The organism is Candidatus Eisenbacteria bacterium (assembly GCA_016867715.1).
Lineage (GTDB): Bacteria > Orphanbacterota > Orphanbacteria > Orphanbacterales > Orphanbacteraceae > VGIW01.
The window spans coordinates 60,422-81,230 of sequence record VGIW01000005.1; the positions used below are offsets into that span (position 1 = coordinate 60,422).

The 20,809-nt window shown below is 66.2% G+C and carries 15 protein-coding genes; 1 reads left to right on the top strand and 14 read right to left on the bottom strand.

The features are described 5' to 3' along the window. Window positions 1-17: 17 nt before the first annotated feature. From FJY73_02180 to thiE, 14 genes are all read right to left on the bottom strand, one after another. The gene (locus FJY73_02180) at window positions 18-581 is read right to left on the bottom strand and encodes an OmpH family outer membrane protein (protein ID MBM3319466.1); all 564 of its coding nucleotides are present in this window, start codon (window positions 579-581) and stop codon (window positions 18-20) included. A gap of 279 nt (window positions 582-860) precedes the next feature. Next, window positions 861-3,164 carry an outer membrane protein assembly factor BamA gene (bamA, locus tag FJY73_02185; GenBank protein ID MBM3319467.1) on the bottom strand — a complete coding sequence of 768 codons (2,304 nt, stop codon included), beginning with the start codon at window positions 3,162-3,164 and terminating at the stop codon, window positions 861-863. A 63-nt stretch (window positions 3,165-3,227) separates the two neighbouring features. Beyond that, on the bottom strand, window positions 3,228-5,717 hold the full coding sequence (locus FJY73_02190; protein ID MBM3319468.1) for an ATP-dependent Clp protease ATP-binding subunit: 2,490 nt from the start codon (window positions 5,715-5,717) through the stop codon (window positions 3,228-3,230). Window positions 5,718-5,882: 165 nt separating this feature from the next. Then, window positions 5,883-6,974: a protein arginine kinase gene (locus FJY73_02195; protein MBM3319469.1), complete on the bottom strand. Its 1,092-nt coding sequence runs from the start codon at window positions 6,972-6,974 to the stop codon at window positions 5,883-5,885. Continuing rightward, window positions 6,967-7,470: a UvrB/UvrC motif-containing protein gene (locus FJY73_02200; protein MBM3319470.1), complete on the bottom strand. Its 504-nt coding sequence runs from the start codon at window positions 7,468-7,470 to the stop codon at window positions 6,967-6,969. Before FJY73_02200 ends, FJY73_02195 begins: the two co-directional genes overlap by 8 nt. Beyond that, window positions 7,467-8,201 carry an ABC transporter ATP-binding protein gene (locus tag FJY73_02205; protein MBM3319471.1) on the bottom strand — a complete coding sequence of 245 codons (735 nt, stop codon included), beginning with the start codon at window positions 8,199-8,201 and terminating at the stop codon, window positions 7,467-7,469. The genes FJY73_02200 and FJY73_02205 overlap by 4 nt, the downstream gene beginning before the upstream one ends. Beyond that, a complete protein-coding gene (locus tag FJY73_02210) occupies window positions 8,198-9,430 on the bottom strand; it encodes an ABC transporter permease (GenBank protein MBM3319472.1) in 1,233 nt (410 codons plus the stop codon). Before FJY73_02210 ends, FJY73_02205 begins: the two co-directional genes overlap by 4 nt. A 3-nt stretch (window positions 9,431-9,433) precedes the next feature. Next, the gene (gene lysS, locus FJY73_02215; protein ID MBM3319473.1) at window positions 9,434-10,903 is read right to left on the bottom strand and encodes a lysine--tRNA ligase; all 1,470 of its coding nucleotides are present in this window, start codon (window positions 10,901-10,903) and stop codon (window positions 9,434-9,436) included. A 127-nt stretch (window positions 10,904-11,030) separates the two neighbouring features. Continuing rightward, complete coding sequence (prfB, locus tag FJY73_02220; protein MBM3319474.1) at window positions 11,031-12,149, bottom strand: peptide chain release factor 2; 1,119 nt, start codon at window positions 12,147-12,149, stop codon at window positions 11,031-11,033. After that, a complete protein-coding gene (locus FJY73_02225; GenBank protein ID MBM3319475.1) occupies window positions 12,146-12,751 on the bottom strand; it encodes a dephospho-CoA kinase in 606 nt (201 codons plus the stop codon). The genes prfB and FJY73_02225 overlap by 4 nt, the downstream gene beginning before the upstream one ends. Next, window positions 12,748-15,438, bottom strand: coding sequence for a DNA polymerase I (polA, locus tag FJY73_02230; GenBank protein ID MBM3319476.1), 2,691 nt, complete (start codon window positions 15,436-15,438; stop codon window positions 12,748-12,750). Before polA ends, FJY73_02225 begins: the two co-directional genes overlap by 4 nt. 1 nt (window position 15,439) lies before the next feature. Next, a complete protein-coding gene (gene rimO / locus FJY73_02235; protein MBM3319477.1) occupies window positions 15,440-16,762 on the bottom strand; it encodes a 30S ribosomal protein S12 methylthiotransferase RimO in 1,323 nt (440 codons plus the stop codon). 790 nt (window positions 16,763-17,552) lie between these two features. Beyond that, entirely contained in the window at window positions 17,553-19,904 is a 2,352-nt protein-coding gene (locus FJY73_02240; protein ID MBM3319478.1) for a DNA translocase FtsK, read from the bottom strand. Further along, window positions 19,904-20,530, bottom strand: coding sequence for a thiamine phosphate synthase (thiE, locus tag FJY73_02245; GenBank protein ID MBM3319479.1), 627 nt, complete (start codon window positions 20,528-20,530; stop codon window positions 19,904-19,906). The genes FJY73_02240 and thiE overlap by 1 nt, the downstream gene beginning before the upstream one ends. Between thiE and FJY73_02250 the strand changes: the two genes are divergently transcribed. Next, the coding region (locus FJY73_02250) for a hypothetical protein (GenBank protein ID MBM3319480.1) at window positions 20,505-20,809 on the top strand (305 nt) is incomplete at its 3' end. The genes thiE and FJY73_02250 overlap by 26 nt on opposite strands.

A 20,809-nucleotide genomic window follows, 5' to 3' on the forward strand; every position in this document is an offset into this window, starting at 1 on the left:
CGTTGCGGAACCGCGAGTTATCGCGTCTCCGTCGGCTCGATCCCTCTGTTCAGCTCCTCGAGGATCCGGTCGGTGAGGTCGATCCCCGGGGCGGCGTAGACGATCCCTCCGACCGACGCGTCGAGCACGATCGTGTAGTTCTCCTCCTCGCCGATGCGCTGGAGGACGACGTTGATCTTCTCGATGATCGGCTGGATCAGCTCGCTGTTCTTCTCGGCGATCTTTCCTTGCGGGCCCCAGACCGACTGCGTGAAGGTCTCATAGGCCGCCTTCTTCTGATCGATCGCCTGCTTCCTCTCCTCCTTGCGCGTGTCCGAGAGCATGAGGCTCTGCGCCTGAAACTCCCTCTGAAGGGAATCGAGCTCGGCCTTCATCCCCTCGGCCTCCTTCACCCAGCCCGCGACCTCCTGGTCGAAGGAGCGCTGCGCGTCCTCGGTTCCTTTGAACTCGGCGAAGATGCGCGCGGAGTCGATGTACCCGATCTTCGGTTCCGCCGCGTCGATCGGACCGGCGCCGAGGGCCGCCGCAACGAACGCCGCGACCGCGCCTCCTCGAACGAGCCGCGCGATTCCTGTCTTCACTCGGTCACCTCCTGGTTCCGCGACGAAGCCCGCCGGGTGCGGCGGGCCCGTCTTCTCCTTCTCGTCACAAGTATCCCACAATCGTCCGCCGTTCCCGGTTCCCCGGCTCGGAGCGAGTGTTGTGTCCCGTGGGTGACTTGGCCGTTTCCGGCGAGGCCTCGCGGTTCCTGGCGAGGCGCGACGACGACCGCGTATCCAAAGAGATACGCCGAGGAGGAGCAACGAAGCCAGGGGCCGCGAGGGTCGTCGAAAACGTCAAGGAATCCCCGGGACACGACACTAATAGTCCGTTCCAATCTGGAAGTGAGGCTCCCACCGTCCCCCGCCCTCCCGATCGAGACCGTATCCGAAGTCGAACCCCATCTGGCCGAGCATCGGGATCTGGAAACGGATGCCGAAGCCGACGCCCCGCTTGAGCTCGTTCGGCCGGATCTCTCGGAAGCTGTTCCACGTGTTCCCCGCATCGAAGAAGAAGAGCCCGAAGATCTGCTCGACGACGGGAAACTTGTATTCCGCCGAAAGGGAGAGCATGGTCCGTCCCCCGAAATCGAAGTCGTTTCCCTCCGGGACGACGTCGCGGTCGTCGTAGCCTCGCAACCCCCAGATTCCCGTCCCGCCGAGCCGGTAGCGCTTGTAGATTGGAACCGTGGAAGCGTTCTCAAGACCGTCCACGACGCCGATGCGCGCGCGGAGCCCGAGGAAGAACTTCCAGAAGCTCGGGAAGTACCACCGGTTCTCCAGCTCGTACAGCTGGTATTCGGTGCTTCCTTGGAGAGGACCGCCGGCCCATTCTCCCGCGAGGATCGCCACCGAACCCTGCGTCGGATGGTAGAGCCGATCGGTGGAGTTCCGCGTGAAAGTAAACCGGGTGCTCGAGATCGATTCCGTCCCCGCCGCGGCCCGCACCGCCGCGCTCGCGTTCGCCCGCGGCTCGATCTCGCGCTCTTCGAGGCGGTAGCGCGCGTCCATGCGCGAGTAGTCGAGCCACGGAAGTCTCCGCCCGAGGAGGACGCCTCCCCCCTTCCGTTTCTCGAAGTAGCTGTCCCAATTTCGGCGAACGCTCGCGATGTCGAAGCCGGCCGCGGTCGGCGTATCGAAGAGCCACGGCTCCGTGTACGAGAGCTCGAGCTGGTTGAAGTTGCCGAACTCCCACATGAGGTTCGCCCGCTCGCCCCCCCCGAAGAGGTTCACCTGTCCGAGCCGCACGAATCCTGTCGCGCCGTTCATCGAGCTGAACCCCGCGCCCATTTGCGCCTCGCCGGTCTGCCGCTCCACCACCTCGAAGCTGATGTCGATGAGGTCCGTTCCCTTGACAGGTCGATAATCGAATCGCACATCGTCGAAGAACCCGAGCTGGAAGAGCTCCCGTTGGGAGCGCATGATCCGCGAGCGCTGGAAGAGGTCGCCCGGCGCGGCGACGAGCTCGCGCCGGATCGTCCGCTCCTTCGTCCTCTGGTTCCCGGTGATGTTCACCTTCCCGATCCGGGCCGGCTCTCCCTCGGTGATGCGGAAGACGAGGTCGACGACGTTCCCCTCGCGCACCGTTCTCTCGGGGACGATGTTCGCGAAGATGTACCCCTCCTCGGAGTAGACCGCATAGAGGTTCGAGAGGGTTTCGTCGTATTCATCCCGATTGAACACACGGCCCTCGCGGAGCTTCACCGCGGCGGAGAGGACCGCGTCGCCGAAGCGCTCGTTCCCGTCGAAGGAGACCTCCCCCGCCGCGTACTTCTCTCCCTCGGTGACGAAGATCCGGAGGATGAGATCGCGGGGAGTTTCTCCCGGCTCGACCTCCGTGCTGTCGACGCGCGCGTCGAGGAACCCGTTCCTTCCGTAGACCGCGCGGATCTTCTCCTTGTCCTCCTCGAAAACCTCCGGCTTGAACTCGCCGCTTCGAATCCACGAGTCCGGCTTGGTCTCCATCTTCTTGCGAAGCGCCTTCTCCTCGACCTCCTCGACGCCGACGAACTCGATCCTTTTGACACGAACCTTCTCTCCCTCGCGGATCTCGAGGAGCACATTCCGGTTCCCGAGGCTGTCCTCGCCGGCGAACTTCCACTCGACCTCCGCGTTCCGATAGCCCTTCTCCTTGTAGAGGTCGAGGATCCTCTTCTTCTCCCGCGAGAGGAGATGAGGTCCGACGACGAGGCTCTTCTTGAGCAGGGTCTCCGCAAAGAGATCCTTGTCCTTGATCTTCTGGTTTCCGCTTGCGGAGAACGAGCCGAGGAGCGGGTACTCGGCGACGCGCACGAAGAGGTCGACCGAATCCCCCGCGATCTCGCGCGTCACCTCGATTCGCTCGTACTGGTTCGTGGCGTAGAGATTGCGGATGCCTTCGGCGACAGCCCGCGGGTCGTAGCGGTCTCCCGGGCGAATCGCGAAGGTGCGGACCGCGGACGCCTCGCCGATCCGCGAGCCCCCGCGGATTTCTACGGAGCGAACCGACTCGGCGCCGCGCGCCGTTTGGGGAAGGAGCGAGAAGGAGAGGAAAGAGAAAAGAGAGAGAAGGAACAAAGGCGCGGCGGCCCTTCCCGCTCTTCTTCGAACGAGGACGGCTCCTCGGAGCCCTTCTTTCGAGACCATCAGCCTTCCCGATCAGGGGTGCCTAGACGAGGCGGGAGGCTCGGAGAGGAGCATCCCCCCCGCTCACGCCTGCTCGGTGCTCTCCTGCCCGGGGGCCTGTGCCGCGCTGATCGTCTCTCCGTCCGGCGGGCGGACCTCCTTGCGGAACTCCAGCCCCTCCTCTCCTCGATCGACCACGATCCGGTCGCCGGGAAGGAACTTTCCGCCGAGGATCTCCTCCGAGAGCGGATCCTCGATCGCCTGCCGGATGACGCGCCGAAGGGGACGCGCCCCGAAGCTCGGGTCGTAACCCTTCTCGACGATCAGTTCCCGGGCCCGGTCCGTGAGGACCAGCGCGAGATCCCGATCACCGAGACGATTCTGGACCTCCGTGAACAGAATGTCCACGATCTTGAACATGTCCTCCCGCTCGAGAGACCGGAAGATGATCGTCTCGTCGATCCGGTTCAGGAACTCCGGGTTGAACGTGCGGCGCACCTCGTCCATGATCTGATCGGTCATCAGGTTGAACTTCGATTCCTTGTCCTCTCGCTGGAAGCCGAGCGTACCGCCCTGCTTGATCCGCCGCGTGCCGAGGTTCGAGGTCATGATCACCACGGTGTTCCGGAAGTTCACGCGGCGCCCGAAGCTGTCCGTCAGGTGCCCGTCCTCGAGAACCTGGAGGAGAATGTTGAACACGTCCGGGTGCGCCTTCTCGATCTCGTCGAGCAGGATGATCGAGTAGGGTTTCCGGCGAACCTTCTCGGTGAGCTGCCCGCCCTCCTCGTGCCCGACGTACCCCGGGGGCGCCCCGACGAGCCGGGAGACGGCGAACTTCTCCATGAACTCCGACATATCGATCCGGATGAGCGCCTCCCGGTCCTCGAAGAGGAACTCGGCGAGAACGCGGGCGAGCTCGGTCTTTCCGACACCGGTCGGTCCGAGGAAGATGAACGAGCCGATCGGACGCCTCGGGTCGTGCATGCCCGCGCGGTTTCTCCGAATCGCCTTCGAGATTGCGACGACGGCCGCGTCCTGGCCGATGATCTTCTTGTTGATCTCGTCCTCCATGTGGAGGAGCTTCTCCATCTCGGTCTGCGTGAGCCGGCGCATCGGGATGCCGGTGATGCTGGAGACGACCGCCGCGACCGCCTCGGCGTCGACGACCGCCTTGTCCTCTTTCTTCTGGACGTCCCAGTCCTTCTGGAACGAGAGAAGCTCCTGGCGGAGCCGCTTCTCCTGATCACGGAGGGCCGCCGCCTTCTCGAACTCCTGGGCGCAGATCGCGGCTTCCTTCTCCTGCGTCACCTTGTTCAGCTTCTTCTCGATGTCGTTCAGGTCCTTCGGGATCGCGCTCACCGCAAGCCGCGCGCGCGAGCCCGCTTCGTCGATGATGTCGATCGCCTTGTCCGGAAGGAAACGGTCGCTGATGAAGCGGTCGGAGAGCTTCACCGCGGCGACGATCGCCTCGTCGGTGATCTCCGCCCGGTGATGCGCCTCGTACTTGTCCCGAAGCCCGCGGATGATCTCCATCGTCTCCGCCGCGGTGGGCGGGTTGATCATGATCGGCTGGAAGCGGCGCTCGAGCGCGCCGTCCTTCTCGATGTACTTCCGGTACTCGTCGAGCGTGGTGGCGCCGATGCACTGGAGCTCCCCGCGCGCGAGCGCCGGCTTCAGCATGTTGCTCGCGTCGATCGCCCCTTCCGCGCCGCCCGCGCCGACGATCGTGTGGAGCTCGTCGATGAAGATGATCACGTTGTCCGATTCGCGGATCTCGTTCATCACCGCCTTGAGGCGCTCCTCGAATTGTCCTCGGTACTTCGTCCCCGCGACGATCGATGCTAGGTCGAGCGTGACGAGCCGCTTGTTCATGAGGATGTGGGGGACGCGGTGCGTCGCGATCCGTTCCGCGAGCCCCTCGGCGATGGCGGTCTTGCCGACCCCGGGCTCGCCGATGAGCGCCGGATTGTTCTTCTTCCGCCGGCAAAGGACTTGGACGACCCGCTCGATCTCCTTGTGCCGCCCGATCACCGGGTCGAGCTTCCCCTCGCGGGCGAGCTGCGTGAGGTCGCGCCCGAACTGGTCGAGCGCCGGCGTCTCGCTCTTCTGCGGGGAGGCCGCTTGCCCCGGCGCGCTGTGCCCGCCGAGCAGCTTCAGCGTCTCATCGCGCACGCGCTTCTTGTCCGCCCCGAGGTCCATGAGAACACGCGCCGCCACGCCTTCCCCCTCGCGGATCAGGCCGAGCAGAAGGTGCTCCGTTCCGACGTAGTTGTGACCGAGAAGCCGCGCTTCTTCGACGGCGAGCTCGAGCACGCGTTTCGCGCGCGGCGTGAAGGGGATCTCGCCGATCGTGAGCGTTCCCCCGCTCCCCGACACCATGCTCTCGACCGCCTGGCGGATCTGGTCGAGATCGAGGCCGAGGTTGCTTAGAACCGTCGCGGCGATCCCTTCTCCCTCGCGAACGATGCCAAGAAGGAGATGTTCCGTTCCGATGTAGTCGTGCTGGAGCCTTCCCGCTTCCTCACGGGCGAGGTACATCACCTTTCGGACTCGTTCCGTGAATCGGTCGTGCATGTCTTCAGTCCTCTAGCGGGACTTCCCGCTCGTTCCTCGGCCCCCGATCCCGCGTCTTCTTCCCCTATATACTACCGGCCCTCGCGCACGGCAACCGCCGCGCGGGCCGCAGGTCGCGATGCCCACGTCGTTTTCGCGAACAGGGTCGTCGCCGACAACCCTCTACTATAGATCGGCGTTCGGGGGTGTTTGCGCAAGCCCCCCGTCCCGTTCCCGCGCGAGGAGCCCCCGGACGAGGGCGGCGCGCTGATAGTCCCGCTCCACCTGGTCCAGCTTCTCCCCCGCCCGCTTCTGGAGGTGCGCGGGGAGCGTCTCGATCATCAAGCGGTTCAAAACGCCGAGATCGATCGAATCGAGGAGACCCGCGGTCCGCCCGAAACGGACGGCGGAGACGAGGCTCATCACCTCCTGCGATGAGATCACGCGGCAATGCGCGAGCAGGCCGACCGAACGGAAGACCTTGTCCTCGACCTGCACGCGGGCGCTTCGGAGAAGCACCTCGGATGCGCTCTTCTCGTGATCGAGGATCTGGCGCGTCACGCGGTCGAGGCTCTCGATGATGTCCGGCTCGCTCTGGCCGAGCGTCGTCTGGTTCGAGATCTGAAAGAAGTTCCCCATCACCTCGCTCCCCTCGCCGAACATCCCGCGCACCGCGAGACCGACCTGCGCGATCCCGCGGAGAACCTTGGCGATCTGTTTGGTGAGGACGAGCCCCGGAAGGTGGATGAGGACGGAGACGCGTAGGCCCGTGCCAACGTTCGTCGGGCACGCGGTGAGGTAGCCCCATTCCTTCGAGAACGCGAAGTCGAGCTGCGAGTCGAGCTCGTCGTCGATTCGGTCGGCTCGTCTCCAGGCCTGCAAGAGGTCGAGACCGGAGTGGATCGACTGGACGCGCAGGTGGTCCTCCTCGCTGATCATGACGCTCGCGCGTTCGTCCGCGCCGATCGCCACCCCGCGCGGCCCGTTCCCGTTCGCGAGGTCGGGCGAGATCAGATGGCGCTCGACGAGATACTGGCGGTCGAGCGAGGAGGTCCGGTCGACGCGCACGACCCGCGCATCGGCAAGCGACGTGGAGCGTGCGATCGCCTCGCGCGCGGTCTCGAAGACCTGTGCGCGCTCGTCCGGGTTCGCGCGTTGCGAGAACGGATGGCCGGCGAGGTTTCGCGCGAGACGGACGCGGCTGGAGAGAACGATCGCCGCCTCGGGTCCGCCGCCGCCGAGCCACGACGGATCTCCGAGGAGCGGGAGGTTACTCATCGCTCTCCTCCAGCTTGCGGATCTCGTCCCGGAGGCGCGCCGCCTCCTCGAACTCCTCGAGCCGGACGCAGCGGTCGAGCCTTTCCTTTAGGGCGCGCATCTCCCTCGCCTTTCGATGCTTCTCCCCCGATTCGCCCGGGTTCTTCCCCGCGTGCCGATCGCTCCTGTGGATTCTCCGGAGAAGAGGGACAAGGGGAACTCGAAACGTCTCGTAGCAGTCGGAGCATCCGAGGCGCCCGGAGGACTTGAAGTCGATGTAGGTCATGCCGCACAAGGGGCACGCGGCCGGGCCGGAGTCCTCTCCGGCGCCTCCGACATTCTCATCCGCCATGCTTCCGAGGAGGTTCGGAACCGAGAACTCCTCCTTGGGCGAGGAGGCGATAATCCCCTTATCCTCGGCGCACTCCGCGCAGAGATGAACCTCCTTCACCTGGTCGTCCGAGATTTCCTTGTAGTGGACCGTCGCGTCCCGCTTGCCGCAGTGTTGACATTTCATTGTGGAATGGTCTCCCGCCGTTCGGACCTCCGGCCGGCCTCGGACACGCGGCCGTCGTGGAGGCGGAGCTTTCGGTCCGCGCGGTCCGCGAGGGACTCGTCGTGCGTGACGAGGACGAACGCCTGGCCGTGCTCGTCGCGCAGCGCCCAGAGAAGCCGGTGGAGATCCTCGCTCGTGGTCTCGTCCAGATTGCCCGAGGGCTCGTCGGCAAGAACGATATCCGGCCTCGCCACGAGCGCCCGCGCCACCGCCACACGCTGCTGCTCGCCTCCCGAGAGATCGGCCGGGAGGTGGTGGAGGCGCGCGGAGAGACTAACCGCGTCCAGAATCTCCCGCGCTCGCGTTCTCGCCTCGGCCGGTCTTCCCCCCGCGATCAGAAGGGGGAGCATCACGTTCTCCTCGGCGGTGAACTCCCCGAGCAGATGGTGAAATTGAAAGACGAACCCTACCCGCCGGTTCCGGAGGCGCGAGAGGTCGCCGTCCTTGAGACGGAAAACATCCTCTCCCCCGATACGGACGAGCCCGGACGTCGGGCGGAGGAGCGCCCCGCAGATGTGAAGGAGCGTGCTCTTCCCGGCCCCCGAGGCTCCGACGATCGAGACGATCTCTCCTCTCGCGACGGCGAGATCGACCCCCCGGAGAACGTGAAGCTCCTCCGCGCCCGAGGGGAAGATCTTTCGAAGCCCCTCGGCCCGGAGAACGATCTCGTTTCGCGCGTTCGCATCCATCATTCGTACCGGATCGCATGGACCGGCTCGAGACGGGACGCCTTCCACGCGGGGTAGAGGGTCGCGGTGAGGCAGATCGCCATCGAGGCGGCCGCGACACGGATGAAGTCGAGCGCTTCCATCCGCACCGGAAGCGAATCGATGAAGTAGATGTCCCCCGGCAGCGGGATGAACTTGTAGCGGTCGAGGAGCCAGCAGAGGACCGAGCCGCCTGCGAGTCCGAGGAGCGTTCCGATCGCGCCGATCACGGCCCCCTCGAGTACGAAGATGAAGAGCACCGCGCGCAAGGGAGCGCCGAGCGTCTTCAGCACGCCGATCTCCCGCGTCTTCTCCATCACGACCATGATGAGCGTGCTCGTGATGTTGAACGCGGCCACGAGGATCACGAGCGCGAGGATCACGAACATGACCCTCTTTTCGGTGCTCATCCAGGAGAAGAGAGTCCGGTTCAGATCGATCCAGTTGTTCGTGCGGAACGGGGGATGCCCCACGCGGGCGAGGAGCCGGCCCGCGATCGCGGGCGCGCGATACGGATCGTCGACGCGGACGGAGATCCCCGTCACCGCTTTCCCCATGCCGAGGAGATCCTGCGCCGCCTCGAGCGGAACGAGGACGAGCGAGGAGTTGTATTCGTACATGCCCGCGTCGAACGTCCCCGCCACGCGGAAGCGCCGCATCTTCGGAACCGAACCGAAGGGGGTGACCGCCGTGTTCTCGAACGAGGCGAGCACGATCGTCTCTCCGGAGAGGGTTCCGAGGTTGAGGGCGAGCTCCGTTCCGATGAGCGCGGGGGGCGGTCCGGTCCCGTCCCACTCGAGGCTCGCGCCGCGCGGGGTCGTGCGGGCGAGGAGATCCGAGACGCCCATCTCCCGCTTCGGGTCGATTCCCTTGAGGACGACGCCGTCCATCTCGTCCTCGACGCGGATCATCGCCTTCGTGTACACGAAGGGAGAGAGGGCGGCGACGCCGTCGGTCGTCCGAACCCGCTCCTCCAGATCCTCGTCCGTCTCGAACGGCTCGTTCCCGTAGCGGAGGAGGATCACGTGCGCGTTCGTCCCCATGATCCGCGATTTCACCTCTTGCTCGAAGCCGTTCATCACCGCGAGCACGACGAGAAGCGCGGTGACGCCGACGAACACCCCGAGAACCGAGATGAGGCTGATGACCGGGATGAAGCCGAACCGCTTCTGCGAGTGCAGATGGCGGCTCGCGATGAAGAGCGTGTAGCGCATGGCTCACTCGCCCCCTTCGGGGCGGAGCTGCGGGAAGAAGAGGACGTCGCGGATCGAGGGCTGATCGGCGAAGATCATCGACAGGCGGTCGATGCCGACGCCCATCCCTCCGGTCGGCGGCATCCCGTACTCGAGGGCGCGGAGAAAATCCTCGTCGACCTGCTGCGCCTCCTCGCGTTCCTTTCCGCGGAGAAGCCGCTGCGACTCGAAGCGGGCCCTCTGCTCGATCGGATCGTTCAGCTCGGAGAACGCGTTCCCGATCTCCATTCCGAAGAGATACGGCTCGAACCGCTCGACGATCCCGGGCCGGTCGTGCCGTTCCTTGGCGAGAGGCGAGATCTCCTTCGGGAAGTCGACGACGAAGGTCGGCGCCTCAATTCCCGGCTCGATCCACGCGGCGAAGAGCGCGTCGAGAAGCGCTCCGCGCGAAGCATCCGCGGGAGCCTCTCCCCCGCTCTCCCGAACGGCGGCGCGAAGCTCCTCCTCGCCGGCCCGAAGGACGTCCTTCCCGAGCCTCTCGGAGAGCGAATCGACGAAGGAGACCGTCTTCCAGGGACGGGAGAGGTCGGCATTCTTCCCGCCGAAGGAGACCGCCGTTCCGCCGAGCGTCTCGAGAGCGATCGACCGGAGCATATCCTCGAGAAGCCGCATCATGTCGCGGAAGTCGGCGTACGCTTCGTACAGCTCGAGCTGGGTGAACTCCGGGTTGTGCGTCCGGTCGATCCCCTCGTTCCGGAAGTCCTTCCCGATCTCGTACACCTTTTCGAGACCGCCGATGATGAGGCGCTTGAGGTAGAGCTCATCCGCGATCCGGAGATAGAGTTTTAGGTTCAAAGCGTTGTGATGCGTGACGAAAGGCCGCGCCGACGCCCCTCCGTAAAGCGGCTGAAGGATCGGCGTCTCCACCTCGAGAAAACCCCGCGCGTCGAGAAAAGAGCGGACCGAGCGGACGACCGCCGCGCGCGTCCGAAACGCCCGTTGCACGTCCGGGTTCACGATGAGGTCGAGGTAGCGCTGGCGGTAGCGGGTCTCCTTGTTCGTGAGCCCGTGCCACTTCTCCGGAAGAGGCCGAAGCGACTTCGCGAGCACCTCGAACGAGCGGACCTCGATTGAGATCTCGCCGCTCTTCGTGCGGAAGAGGACGCCCCGCGCGCCGAGGAGATCTCCGGCCTCGATCTGCTTCCAGGCTTCGTACGCCGCTTCGCCGAGAATGTCCGCGCGGAAGTAGAGCTGCACGTCTCCGCTCCGGTCACGGAGGTGGGCGAACGAGGCCTTCCCCATCCGCCGAATCGTGAGGATCCGGCCCGCCACGGCGACCAGGGTCTTCTCCCTCTCCAGCTCGTCGAAACGCTCCGTGATCTCCGCGGCGAGGCGATCTCTCTCGAAGCGGGTCGGGTAGGGCCGAATGCCGCTCTCCTCGAGCCGGCGCCGCTTCTCGAGCCGCACCTGAAAAAGCGCTTTCTCTTCGGTCACGCGGAACTCCTTCGGTTCGTCCTTCGGGCGCGGGCCGGAACGGACCCAATATAAGCGCCTCACGGCCTTCCGTCAAGAAAGGCCGCGCGTTGAACCCGTGTTTTTCCAACGACTTTCGCCGAACGCTCTATCGCATCCGAAGAAACGCCTGCACGAAGAGGTCGATCTCCCCGTCCATGATCGCCTGGATGTTCCCGGTCTCCGCTCCCGTGCGGTGGTCCTTGACGAGCGTGTAGGGCTGGAAGACATAGCTTCGGATCTGGTTCCCCCAAGCGATCTCCTTCTTCTCTTCTTCTTTCTCGGCGCGCTTCTTCCTCTCCTCCTCCAGGCGGGCGGCCATCAGGCGCGCCTTGAGCACCTTGAGCGCGTTGGCCCGGTTCCGGTGCTGCGAGCGCTCGCTCTGACAGCTCACGACGATGCCGCTCGGGATGTGCGTGACGCGCACGGCCGAGTCGGTCTTGTTCACATGCTGGCCGCCGGCGCCGCTCGCGCGGAACGTTTCGATCCGGACCTCCGATTCCTTGACGTCGATCTCCTCGATCTCCTCCGGCTCCGGATAGACGAAGACGCTCGCGAACGATGTGTGGCGGCGGTGCGCGGCGTCGAAGGGAGAGAGCCGGACCATCCGGTGGACGCCGATCTCCGCCTTCAGGTACCCGTAGGCGTAGTCACCTAAAACTTCGAGGGTTACACTTTTCAGACCCGCTTCTTCGCCCGATTGATAATCGAGAAACGAATATTTGTAATCACGAAGATCGCACCATCGTTGATACATGCGTAAGAGCATTTCCGCCCAGTCTTGAGAGTCGATCCCGCCGGCCCCAGGGTGGATCGTGAGGATCGCGTTCCCTCGGTCCTCCGGCTCCGGAAGGAGGGAGCGGATCTCCATCTCGGAAACGAGGCGGACGAGCCGTTTCATGCTCTTCTTGAGCTCGGCGCGGAGGTCGGGGTCCTCCCCGTCGTCTTCCGCCATCTCGAGAAGGAGACCGATCTCCTCCTCGGCCGATCGAAGCGCGTCGAACTCCTCGAGAACGCGCTTCTCCGAGGAGAGCGCGCGCGTTACCTCCTCCGCCTTCTTCCGATCGCCCCAGAAGTCCCGGGCCGACATGCGGGTTTCGAGTGCCTCGATCTTCTTCCGCCTTCCGGCGATGTCAAAGATACCCCTCGAGCTCGTCGATCTTCTTCCGGTGCTCTTCGAGTGACGCCCGAAGCTCCTTCGTGTCCCACATCGCTCGTCCTCCCCTATCGGGACTCGGCCTCTCTCTGGAGCGCGCGCCAGACCTCGCGGGCCCGCTCTTCCAGATCGGCCGGTCTGCCGACGTTTTCGATCACGAAATCGGACCGGCGCGCCTTTTCTTCCTCGCCGGTTTGGCACTGGACGCGGCGGAGCGCCTCCTCCTCGGAGATCCCGTGGCGCCGCGCGATCCGACTCGCCCGCGCGGCCGGGGGCGCGGTGACCGCGACGACCCGATCGACCTCGTTCTCGATTCCCCACTCGTAGAGGAGCGCGGCATCCAAGACGAAGATCGTTTCCGGCTTTCTCCTCGCGTTCCGGATCTCGGTCCGAATCTTCCTCAATAGTATAGGATGAACGATCCGGTCGAACAGACGGAGTTTCTCGGGATCGCTGAAGACCGCCTCGCCGATGAGACGGCGGTCGAGCGATCCGTCCGGGCGCGCGATCGAGGGGCCGAGCGCGGTCACGATGCGCGCGGCGACCCCGGCATCGGTCTCCCAGACCTCGCGGCCGATCCGGTCGGCGTCGATCCGCTTCGCTCCCCATCGTGCGAAGAGCTCCGCGACGGACGTCTTCCCGCTCCCCATGTTTCCGGTGACGGCGACGATCACGGGGTGCTCCCCAGGCCGTGGGCCTGGAGCCAGTTCCTCCCGGCTCCCGCTTCCGCGACGAGAGGGACGCGAAGCTCCATCCGGCTCTCCATGATCTTTTTCGCGCGCCGGCCCACCTCCTCGGCACGATCCGCGGGGGCCTCGAAGACGAGCTCGTCATGCACCTGGAGGATCATGTGGACCTCCGGTCCGATTCGGGCGAGCTCCTCGTCCACGGCGATCATCGCGAGCTTGATGAGATCGGCCGCCGAGCCTTGGACCGGCGTGTTCACCGCGGTTCTCTCCGCCGTCGCGCGGATCCTCCCGTTGTCGCTCGAGAGCTCCGGAAGATAGCGGCGCCTTCCGAGCATCGTCTCGACGTATCCTCTCTCGCGGCCCCGCGCGACCGTCACCTCGAGGAAGGTCTTCACGCCGGGGTACGCGGCGAAGTAGCCGGCGATGAACTCCTCCGCCTCCGCCTGCGGGATCGCGAGCCGCCCGGCGAGGCCGTACGCCCCCATCCCGTAAATGATGCCGAAGTTCACCGTCTTCGCGCGCGCGCGCATCTCGTCGGTCACGTCCTCCTCGCCGACGCCGAAGAGGGTCGCCGCGGTGCGGCGGTGGATGTCCTTTCCGGCGCGGAAGTCGGCGATGAGCCGCTCGTCTCCCGAGAGATGGGCAAGGAGTCGAAGTTCGATCTGCGAATAATCGACGGATATGATTCGACGATCCTCCGCCCCGGCGACGAACGCCTTGCGGATCTTCCGGCCGGCCTCGGTCCGGATCGGGATGTTCTGGAGGTTCGGATCGGACGAGGAGAGGCGTCCCGTCGCCGCCACGGTCTGGTTGAACGAGGTGTGGATCCGCCCGGTGGACGGGTGGACGAGCTTGGGGAGCGCGTCGACGTACGTGCTCCGGAGCTTCTCGAGGAGCCGGTAATCGAGGATGAGCGCGGGGAGCCGGTGCCGGAGGGCGAGCTCCTGGAGAACCGAGGTGTCGGTGGAGAGCCCGGTCTTCGTCTTCCGCACCGGGCGGAGGCCGAGCCTCTTGAAAAGAACCTCGGAGAGTTGTTTCGGCGAGTTGACGTTGAACGGCACCCCTGCCGCCTCGTGAATCGACTCGACGATCTTCGCGATCTCGCCGGCGAGCTCTGCGGACATCCTCTCGAGGAACGGAACGTCGATCGCCACCCCCCGCTCCTCCATCCGCGCGAGGACGTCGACGAGGGGGATCTCGACCTCTCGAAAGAGCTTGTCGGCCTGGCTCTCGCGGAGGCGCGGCTCGAGGATGTCGGCGAGGCGGAGCGTCCAGTCCGCGTCCTCGCAGGCGTACTCTCGAGCTTCCTCCGCGCGGACTCGGTCCATCGTCCTCTCAGTCTTTCCCTGGCCGATCACCCGCTCGATCGGGATCATTTTGTGGTTCAAGTGAACGAGAGCGAGATGGTCGAGTCCGTGCTGCCGCTTCTCCGGGTCGAGGAGGTAGGAGGCGATCATCGGGTCGAAGGAGAGCCCGCGGACCGGGAAGCCGGCGCGCCGGAGAACGAGCATGTCGTACTTGGCGTTCTGCGCGATCTTCGGGATCTTTCCCTCGGCGAAGAGCGGTCTGAGCGCATCCCGCGCGGCCTCGAGCGGAACGTTCCCATCTCCGGCGTGGCGGAGGGGGACGTACCATGCTCTCCCCGGACGGGCGGCGAGCGCGATTCCCACGAGCTCCGCGCGCATCGGGTCGATCGAGGTCGTCTCCGTGTCGAAGGCGAAGCGGCCCTTCCGGCGGATCTCCTCGGCGATCGCCAGGAGGTCCCCCGCCGCGGCGAGGCGGTACGAGGTCTCCGTCTCCTCGGGCTTCCCGCCGAGAGAGGCGAGCAGGCTGTGGAACTCGAGCTCTCGAAAGAGAGGCGCCGCCTTCTCCGTCGCGATCGGACGCCGCGCAAGGTCCTCGATGCGGACAGAGAGGGGAACGTCCTTGCGGATCGCGACGAGCTCGCGCGAGAGGAGCGCGTCCTCCCGATGGGCGCGCAGCTTCTCGCCGAGTTTTCCGGGGATCGAATCGACCGCCGCGTAGAGCGCGTCGAGCGATCCGTGCTCGTTGATCAGCTTCGCGGCGATCTTGGGGCCGATCCCGGGAACCCCCGGCACGTTGTCGCTCGCATCGCCCGCGAGCGCCATGAGATCAACGATCCGGGATGCGGGAACCCCCGCGCGCTCGATCACCGCGGCGTCGTCCGCGGCGACCGTGTCCTTCCCTTCCTTTCCGGGGATCACGAGACGGATCCCCGGACGGACGAGCTGGAGAAAATCCTTGTCGCCGGAGAAGATCTCCGTCTCGATCCCCTCGGCGGCCGCGCGCTCGGCGAGGGTCGCGATCACGTCGTCCGCCTCGTACCCCTCGACGGCGAGCACCGGAAGGGAGAGCGCCTCCACCGCCTCGAGGATGCGCGGGTATTGCCCGGCGAGCTCGTCCGGGATCGCGGGGCGGTTCGCCTTGTACTTCTCGTATCGTTCGTGGCGGAAGGTCGGCTTGGGCGTGTCGAGGACGAACGCGGCGTAATCCGGCTTTCGCTCTTCGAGAATGCGGAGAAGCGCGCTCGCCGTCCCGAAGACGGCGCTCGTCTCCTCCCCCTTCGCGGTGCGAAGCGGGTTCCGAATGAACGCGAAGTGCGAACGAAAGATGAGAGCCGATCCGTCGATGAGAAGAAGGCGCGCCGCCATGCTACCCCCGCGGCTCCGCGAAAAGCGTGGAACCCGCCGCCCCGGTGATTCGTACCTCAAGGAAATCGCCCGGCGCTCCCGCCCCCGGAGGGAGAAGCACCGCGCCGTCGATCTCGGGCGCGTCCCGTTCGGTCCGCCCCCAAACCCCTTCTTCGTCCTCGGAATCGACGAGGACGGGGAGGGTCCGGCCGACGAAACGCGCGGTCCCGGCATCGACGATCCTCTCTTGGAGGTCGAGAAGCGTCTGCGCCCGCTCCCGCGCGAGCTCCTCCGGAACCGGATCGGGGAGTGCCGCCGCCTCGGTCCCCTCCTGCCGGGAGAACCGAAAGACGCCGAGGTGCTCGAAAGCCGCCTCCTCGGCGAACCGAAGAAGCTCTTCGAAGTCTTCGTCGGTCTCGCCGGGAAAACCGACGAGAAGGCTCGAGCGGAGCGCGATCCCCGGGACGCGCGCCCGAAGCTTGCCGATGATCGTGCGCACGGCCCGGCCGGACATCCCGCGCCGCATCGCCTGAAGCATCCGGTCGCTCGCGTGCTGAACCGGAACGTCGAGATAGCGGCACGCCCGTCCGTCGGCGAGGCGCTCGATCAGCGAATTGTCGATCTCTGATGGATATGTGTATAGGACGCGCACCCAGGGGATCCCTTCGATCGCGGCAAGCCGGTCGATGAGGGCGGGGAGAGTCGCTCGGTCCCCGAGGTCGTTTCCATAGGCGGTCGTTTCCTGGGCGACGAGGACGAGCTCCCTCGCGCCGCGCGCGGCGAGGATGCGCGCTTCCCTTTCGAGCGATTCGAGGGAACGGCTCCGTTGTCTTCCTCGGATGAGCGGGATCGAGCAGAACGAGCACGGGCGATCGCATCCTTCGGCGATCTTGAGGTACGCGGTGTGCGAAGAGCCGAGAGGGAGCCTCCCCTCGCCGATCGAGTCGGGGTCGTCGGGTTCCTCGGCGGCGCGCGGCGCGCGTGCCGGCCGATCCGCGAAGAGCGCGCGCGCGGCGCGGCCGACGGCTTCAAGCGAGCGGACGCCGGCGAGCGCGTCGATCTCCGGCATCTCGCGGAGAAGCTCGGCTCCCGAGCGCTCCGCGAGGCAGCCCGCGACGAGGAGCTTGCGCGTCCCCTTCGCGCGCCCCGCCTCGAGTATCGCGCCGATCGATTCTTCCTTCGCGTCATCGATGAAGCCGCAGGTGTTCACGAGGATGAGGTCCGATTCCTCGGCGCTCGGCGCGATCGTCCATCCGTCCCGCCGGAGGATGCCCGCGATCGTCTCGCTGTCGACCTCGTTCTTGGGACAGCCGAGCGTGTGGATGTAGACCCGTTTGGTTTGCATGTCGAGCGCCCCGCCGCGAGAGTAGCACGGGGCCCTGGCCAGGGAAAGGCGGCGCTGCGGTCACCCGCCGTGGTGATGTCGTCGGCCGGCGGGGCCCGCCCGCGGCTGTCCGCTCGATGCTCCCCCTCCGCGCTTCGCGCTCCGGGGACTCCCTCGGCAGCCTCGGTCGCGCCTATGGGACGAGTGGTTGAATACGCCGAGCCTTGGTGGCTGCGCTTCTCGCGGACACCTGCCGCCGCCACCCGCCGTGGTGGCGTCTTCGGACGGCGGGCGCGGACCCGCTCGTCAGGCCGACCTCCCCCTCGGGGACGCCTCCGAACGCGCCCCGCGCGTTCTCGGCTCCAATCGCTCGGCCACCCGCCCCCACGGGCGGGAGCCTTCGGCTCCGTTGTCGAGGGGGCGGGTACCCGGCCTCGTCGATCAGGCCCCGAGGGGGAGGTCGGCCCGCCGAGCGAGCAAGAGCGCGCACCGTCAGGGTTGTCTCTTAGATCGACGATGCAACCACGGCGGGTGGCGGCCACGGGCGCCCGCGACGCGCGCAGCGAAAGCGAGCACGGCAGCGGGCGGATGGCCGACAGGACCCGCCGTCCGATGACGTAACCACGGCGAGTCTCGGACGACGAGATCTGTCTTCCTCCGGAAACGGGGGGCGGGGCAGTGCGGCATGTTTGCCGGAATTCGGTACCTGATACCCTATTTGATACCCTATTTCACCGCAGGAAGCACCCCAACAGTCGAGTCATAGCCCGGAAATGGGGTATCAGGTACCGAATTCCGATGAATGGGTCGGCTACTCCGCTTCCGCCGATGTGCCCGCGCGCTTCTCTTCCTCGCGCGCGCGGAGCCACTCCTCGCCGACCAGGACCTCGCGCGCCTTCGATCCTTCGAACGGACCGACGACCCCCGCGTCCTCGAGAAGATCGATGAGACGCGCCGCGCGCGAGTAACCGACCCGGAGGCGCCTCTGGAGAAGCGAGACCGAGCCTTGCTCGGCGTGGATCACGATGCGGGCCGCCTCGTCGAAGAGCTCGTCGTCGAGGTCGATGTCCGCGCCTTCCTCGTCGCTCCCCCCTTCCGTTTCGAGAAGGACCGTGCGGCGGTCCTTCGGCTGGTAGCCCTGTTCCTTGAGGAAGGTGACGATGTCGAACGTCTCCTCGGTCGAGATGTACGCTCCGTGGATTCGGCTCACCTCGGGACGCCCGGAGAAGACAAAGAGCATGTCCCCCTTCCCGAGGAGCTTCTCCGCGCCGTTCGCATCGATGATCGTTCGCGAGTCGACCTTCGATGCGACCTGGAACGCGATCCGCGAGGGGAAGTTCGCCTTGATCACGCCGGTGATCACGTTCACCGACGGTCTCTGCGTGGCGAGAACGAGATGGATCCCGACGGCGCGCGCCATCTGAGCGAGCCGCGCGACCGGATCCTCGATTTCGTTCGGAGCGGTGAGGATGAGGTCGGCGAACTCGTCGATCACGATCACAAGATACGAAAGCGGCTCGAGCTCGATCCCCTCCTCCTGGATCTCGCGGCTCGCCTGAAGCTTCGGGAGCGTGCGGTTGTAGTCGAGGATGTTCCGCACGCCGACGCGGGCGAGGAGCTTGTAGCGGCGCTCCATCTCGAACACCGCCCACCGGAGGACGCGCACCGCCTCCTTCGCGTCGGTGACGACCGGCGTGAGGAGGTGCGGGATCCCGTTGTAGACGGTCATCTCGAGCATCTTCGGGTCGATGAGGACGAGATGGACCTCTTCCGGGGTCGCTCCGTAGAGGAGGCTCGTCAGAACCCCGTGAATGCAGACGCTCTTCCCCGATCCGGTCGCCCCCGCGATGAGAAGGTGCGGCATCTCCTCGATCGACGTGCAGAAGGGGGCGCCGGAGATGTCCTTGCCGAGCGCGGCGGTGAGCACGCTCTTCCGAGACGCGTATGCTGTTGATGTAAGAAGCTCTTTGAGATAAACCGTCCGCGGCTTCGGGTTCGGGATCTCGACGCCGACCGCGCCTTTCCCCGGAATCGGGGCGACGATCCGGATCCGCTTCGCGCGAAGAGCGAGCGCGAGATCGTCCGCGAGCCCAGCGATCTGCTGCACCTTGACGCCGGGGGCCGGCTCCAGCTCGAAACGGGTGATCACGGGCCCCGGGTGCACCTCGACGACGCGCGCGCGCACTCCGAAGTGCGCGAGGGCTTCTTCGAGCCGGGCCGACTGCTGCCGGAGATACTCCTCCTCCACGCTCGGCTCGTTCGCCGGAGGATCCCGAAGGAGCGTGATCGGCGGGAAGAGGTACTCCTTCTCCCCCTTCCGCGCGCGGCGCTTCCGTTCGGTCTTCCCCTTCGTTTCCTCGGCCATCGCCGGCTGGTGGATGACGGGGCCCGGATCGGCGGACGTCTCGTTCTCATCCTCCGTGTCTGGCGCGGGGCTCTCCACATCGACGGTCTGCTCTTCCGATTCCTCGATCGCGACCGCGGGAGGGCTCGGTTCCGCCGGCTCCGTCTCCTTCTTCTCTCTCTTCTTCTTGCGGGGCTTCTCCTCGGGCGCGTTCTCCGCGCGCGCCGGTCGGCGGACCCGGGCGCGGAACGCCGCGAAGCATCCGCCCGCTCCGCGCGCGAGAAGAACCGGCAGTCGGAGGAGGCGCGCTCCGAGATCGGGCGGGTGGACGCGCGGGATCGTGAGGTCGTAGAGCGCGGTGAGGACGACGAGGAAGAACGTGATCGCGATCAGCGTGCTCCCGATCGAACCGAAGGCGCGGTTCGTCGCTTCGAAGAGCGCTTCCCCGAGCGATCCGCCGAGAGAGGCCGCGTCCGATCCGAAAACCCTCGTCGAGAAGAAGAGGAGCGAGAAGGTGACGAGGATCGACCCGAAGAGGACGACCGCCCGGAGCACGGAACGAAGCGTGCCCCCCGTGAGGCGGTTCCATCCGACGCGGAGAAGAAAGACTGGGATGAGCCAGGATCCGAAACCAAAGAAGCCGACGAGTCCTCGCGAAAGAAAACGGTTGAAACGTCGAACCTCGTCGGACGAAGTTCCGATGTGCTGGACGAGCCCGATTGCCACGAGGAGCCCGAGCGAAAGGAGAAGGATCCCGAGGATCTTCCTCTCCCGATCGACGCGGATCTCCCCGTTCTTGGCTTGGTTCTCCTCTCCCATCACGCCTCCCTCCCCTCGCGGAACGCCCGAACGAGGCGCCGCGCCGCTCCCTCCGGGTCGCCGGAAGCGAAGAGCGCCGAGATCGCCGCGATCCCGTCAAGCCCGCGCTTCGCGGCCTCGCGCGCGTTCGACGGCCCGATGCCGCCGATCCCGACGAGCGGAAGCGAGACGGCTCTTCGGATCTCCTCCGTCCTCCCCACGGGAAGAGGGACGAGAGCCGGCTTCGTCCGGCTTCCGAACTGCGGCCCCACCCCGAGGTAGTCGGCTCCCTCCGCCTCCGCGCGGCGGGCGGTCTCCGGGTCCCGCGCGGTCCGGCCGATCCGCCTCGCGGGTCCGAGGAGCTTCCTCGCCTCGGCGATCGGAAGGTCCTCCTCTCCGAGGTGAACGCCGTCCGCCTCGACGGCGAGCGCGACGTCCACGCGATCGTTGATGAAAAAAGGAACGCCCGCGGTCTTCGCCGCCCGGGCTGCCACGCGAGCGTAGCGGACGAAGTCCCCGGTGGCAAGGGTTTTTGCGCGGACCTGGATCCAGGTCGCGCCCCCCCGCGCGACGGCGGCGATGCTCGCCTCGAGAGCATCCTCCGGCACGAAGTCGGCGTCGATGATCGCCAGAAGCGTCCAGTCCATCGAGCCGATTCTACGCCGCGAAGCGCGCGGGATCCAGAAGGGACATGGCGTGCGGCATTGCGAGTTCGAAGGCGAAGAGGACGAAGGCCGGCTTCTCGACGGCGCGGCGCGGAGCGTCCGCGCCATCCTCTTGAATCGAAGTCGTGAGGAGAGCGGCGGCTCGGATTACTTCGCCGGCTTCGCGATCCGGCCGTCCTTGACGATCGGGACGATCGGGATGGAGTCGATGCGCGAGGAGAAGGCGACGTCTGCCTCGAGCCCGAGAGCCTTGAGGCGCTC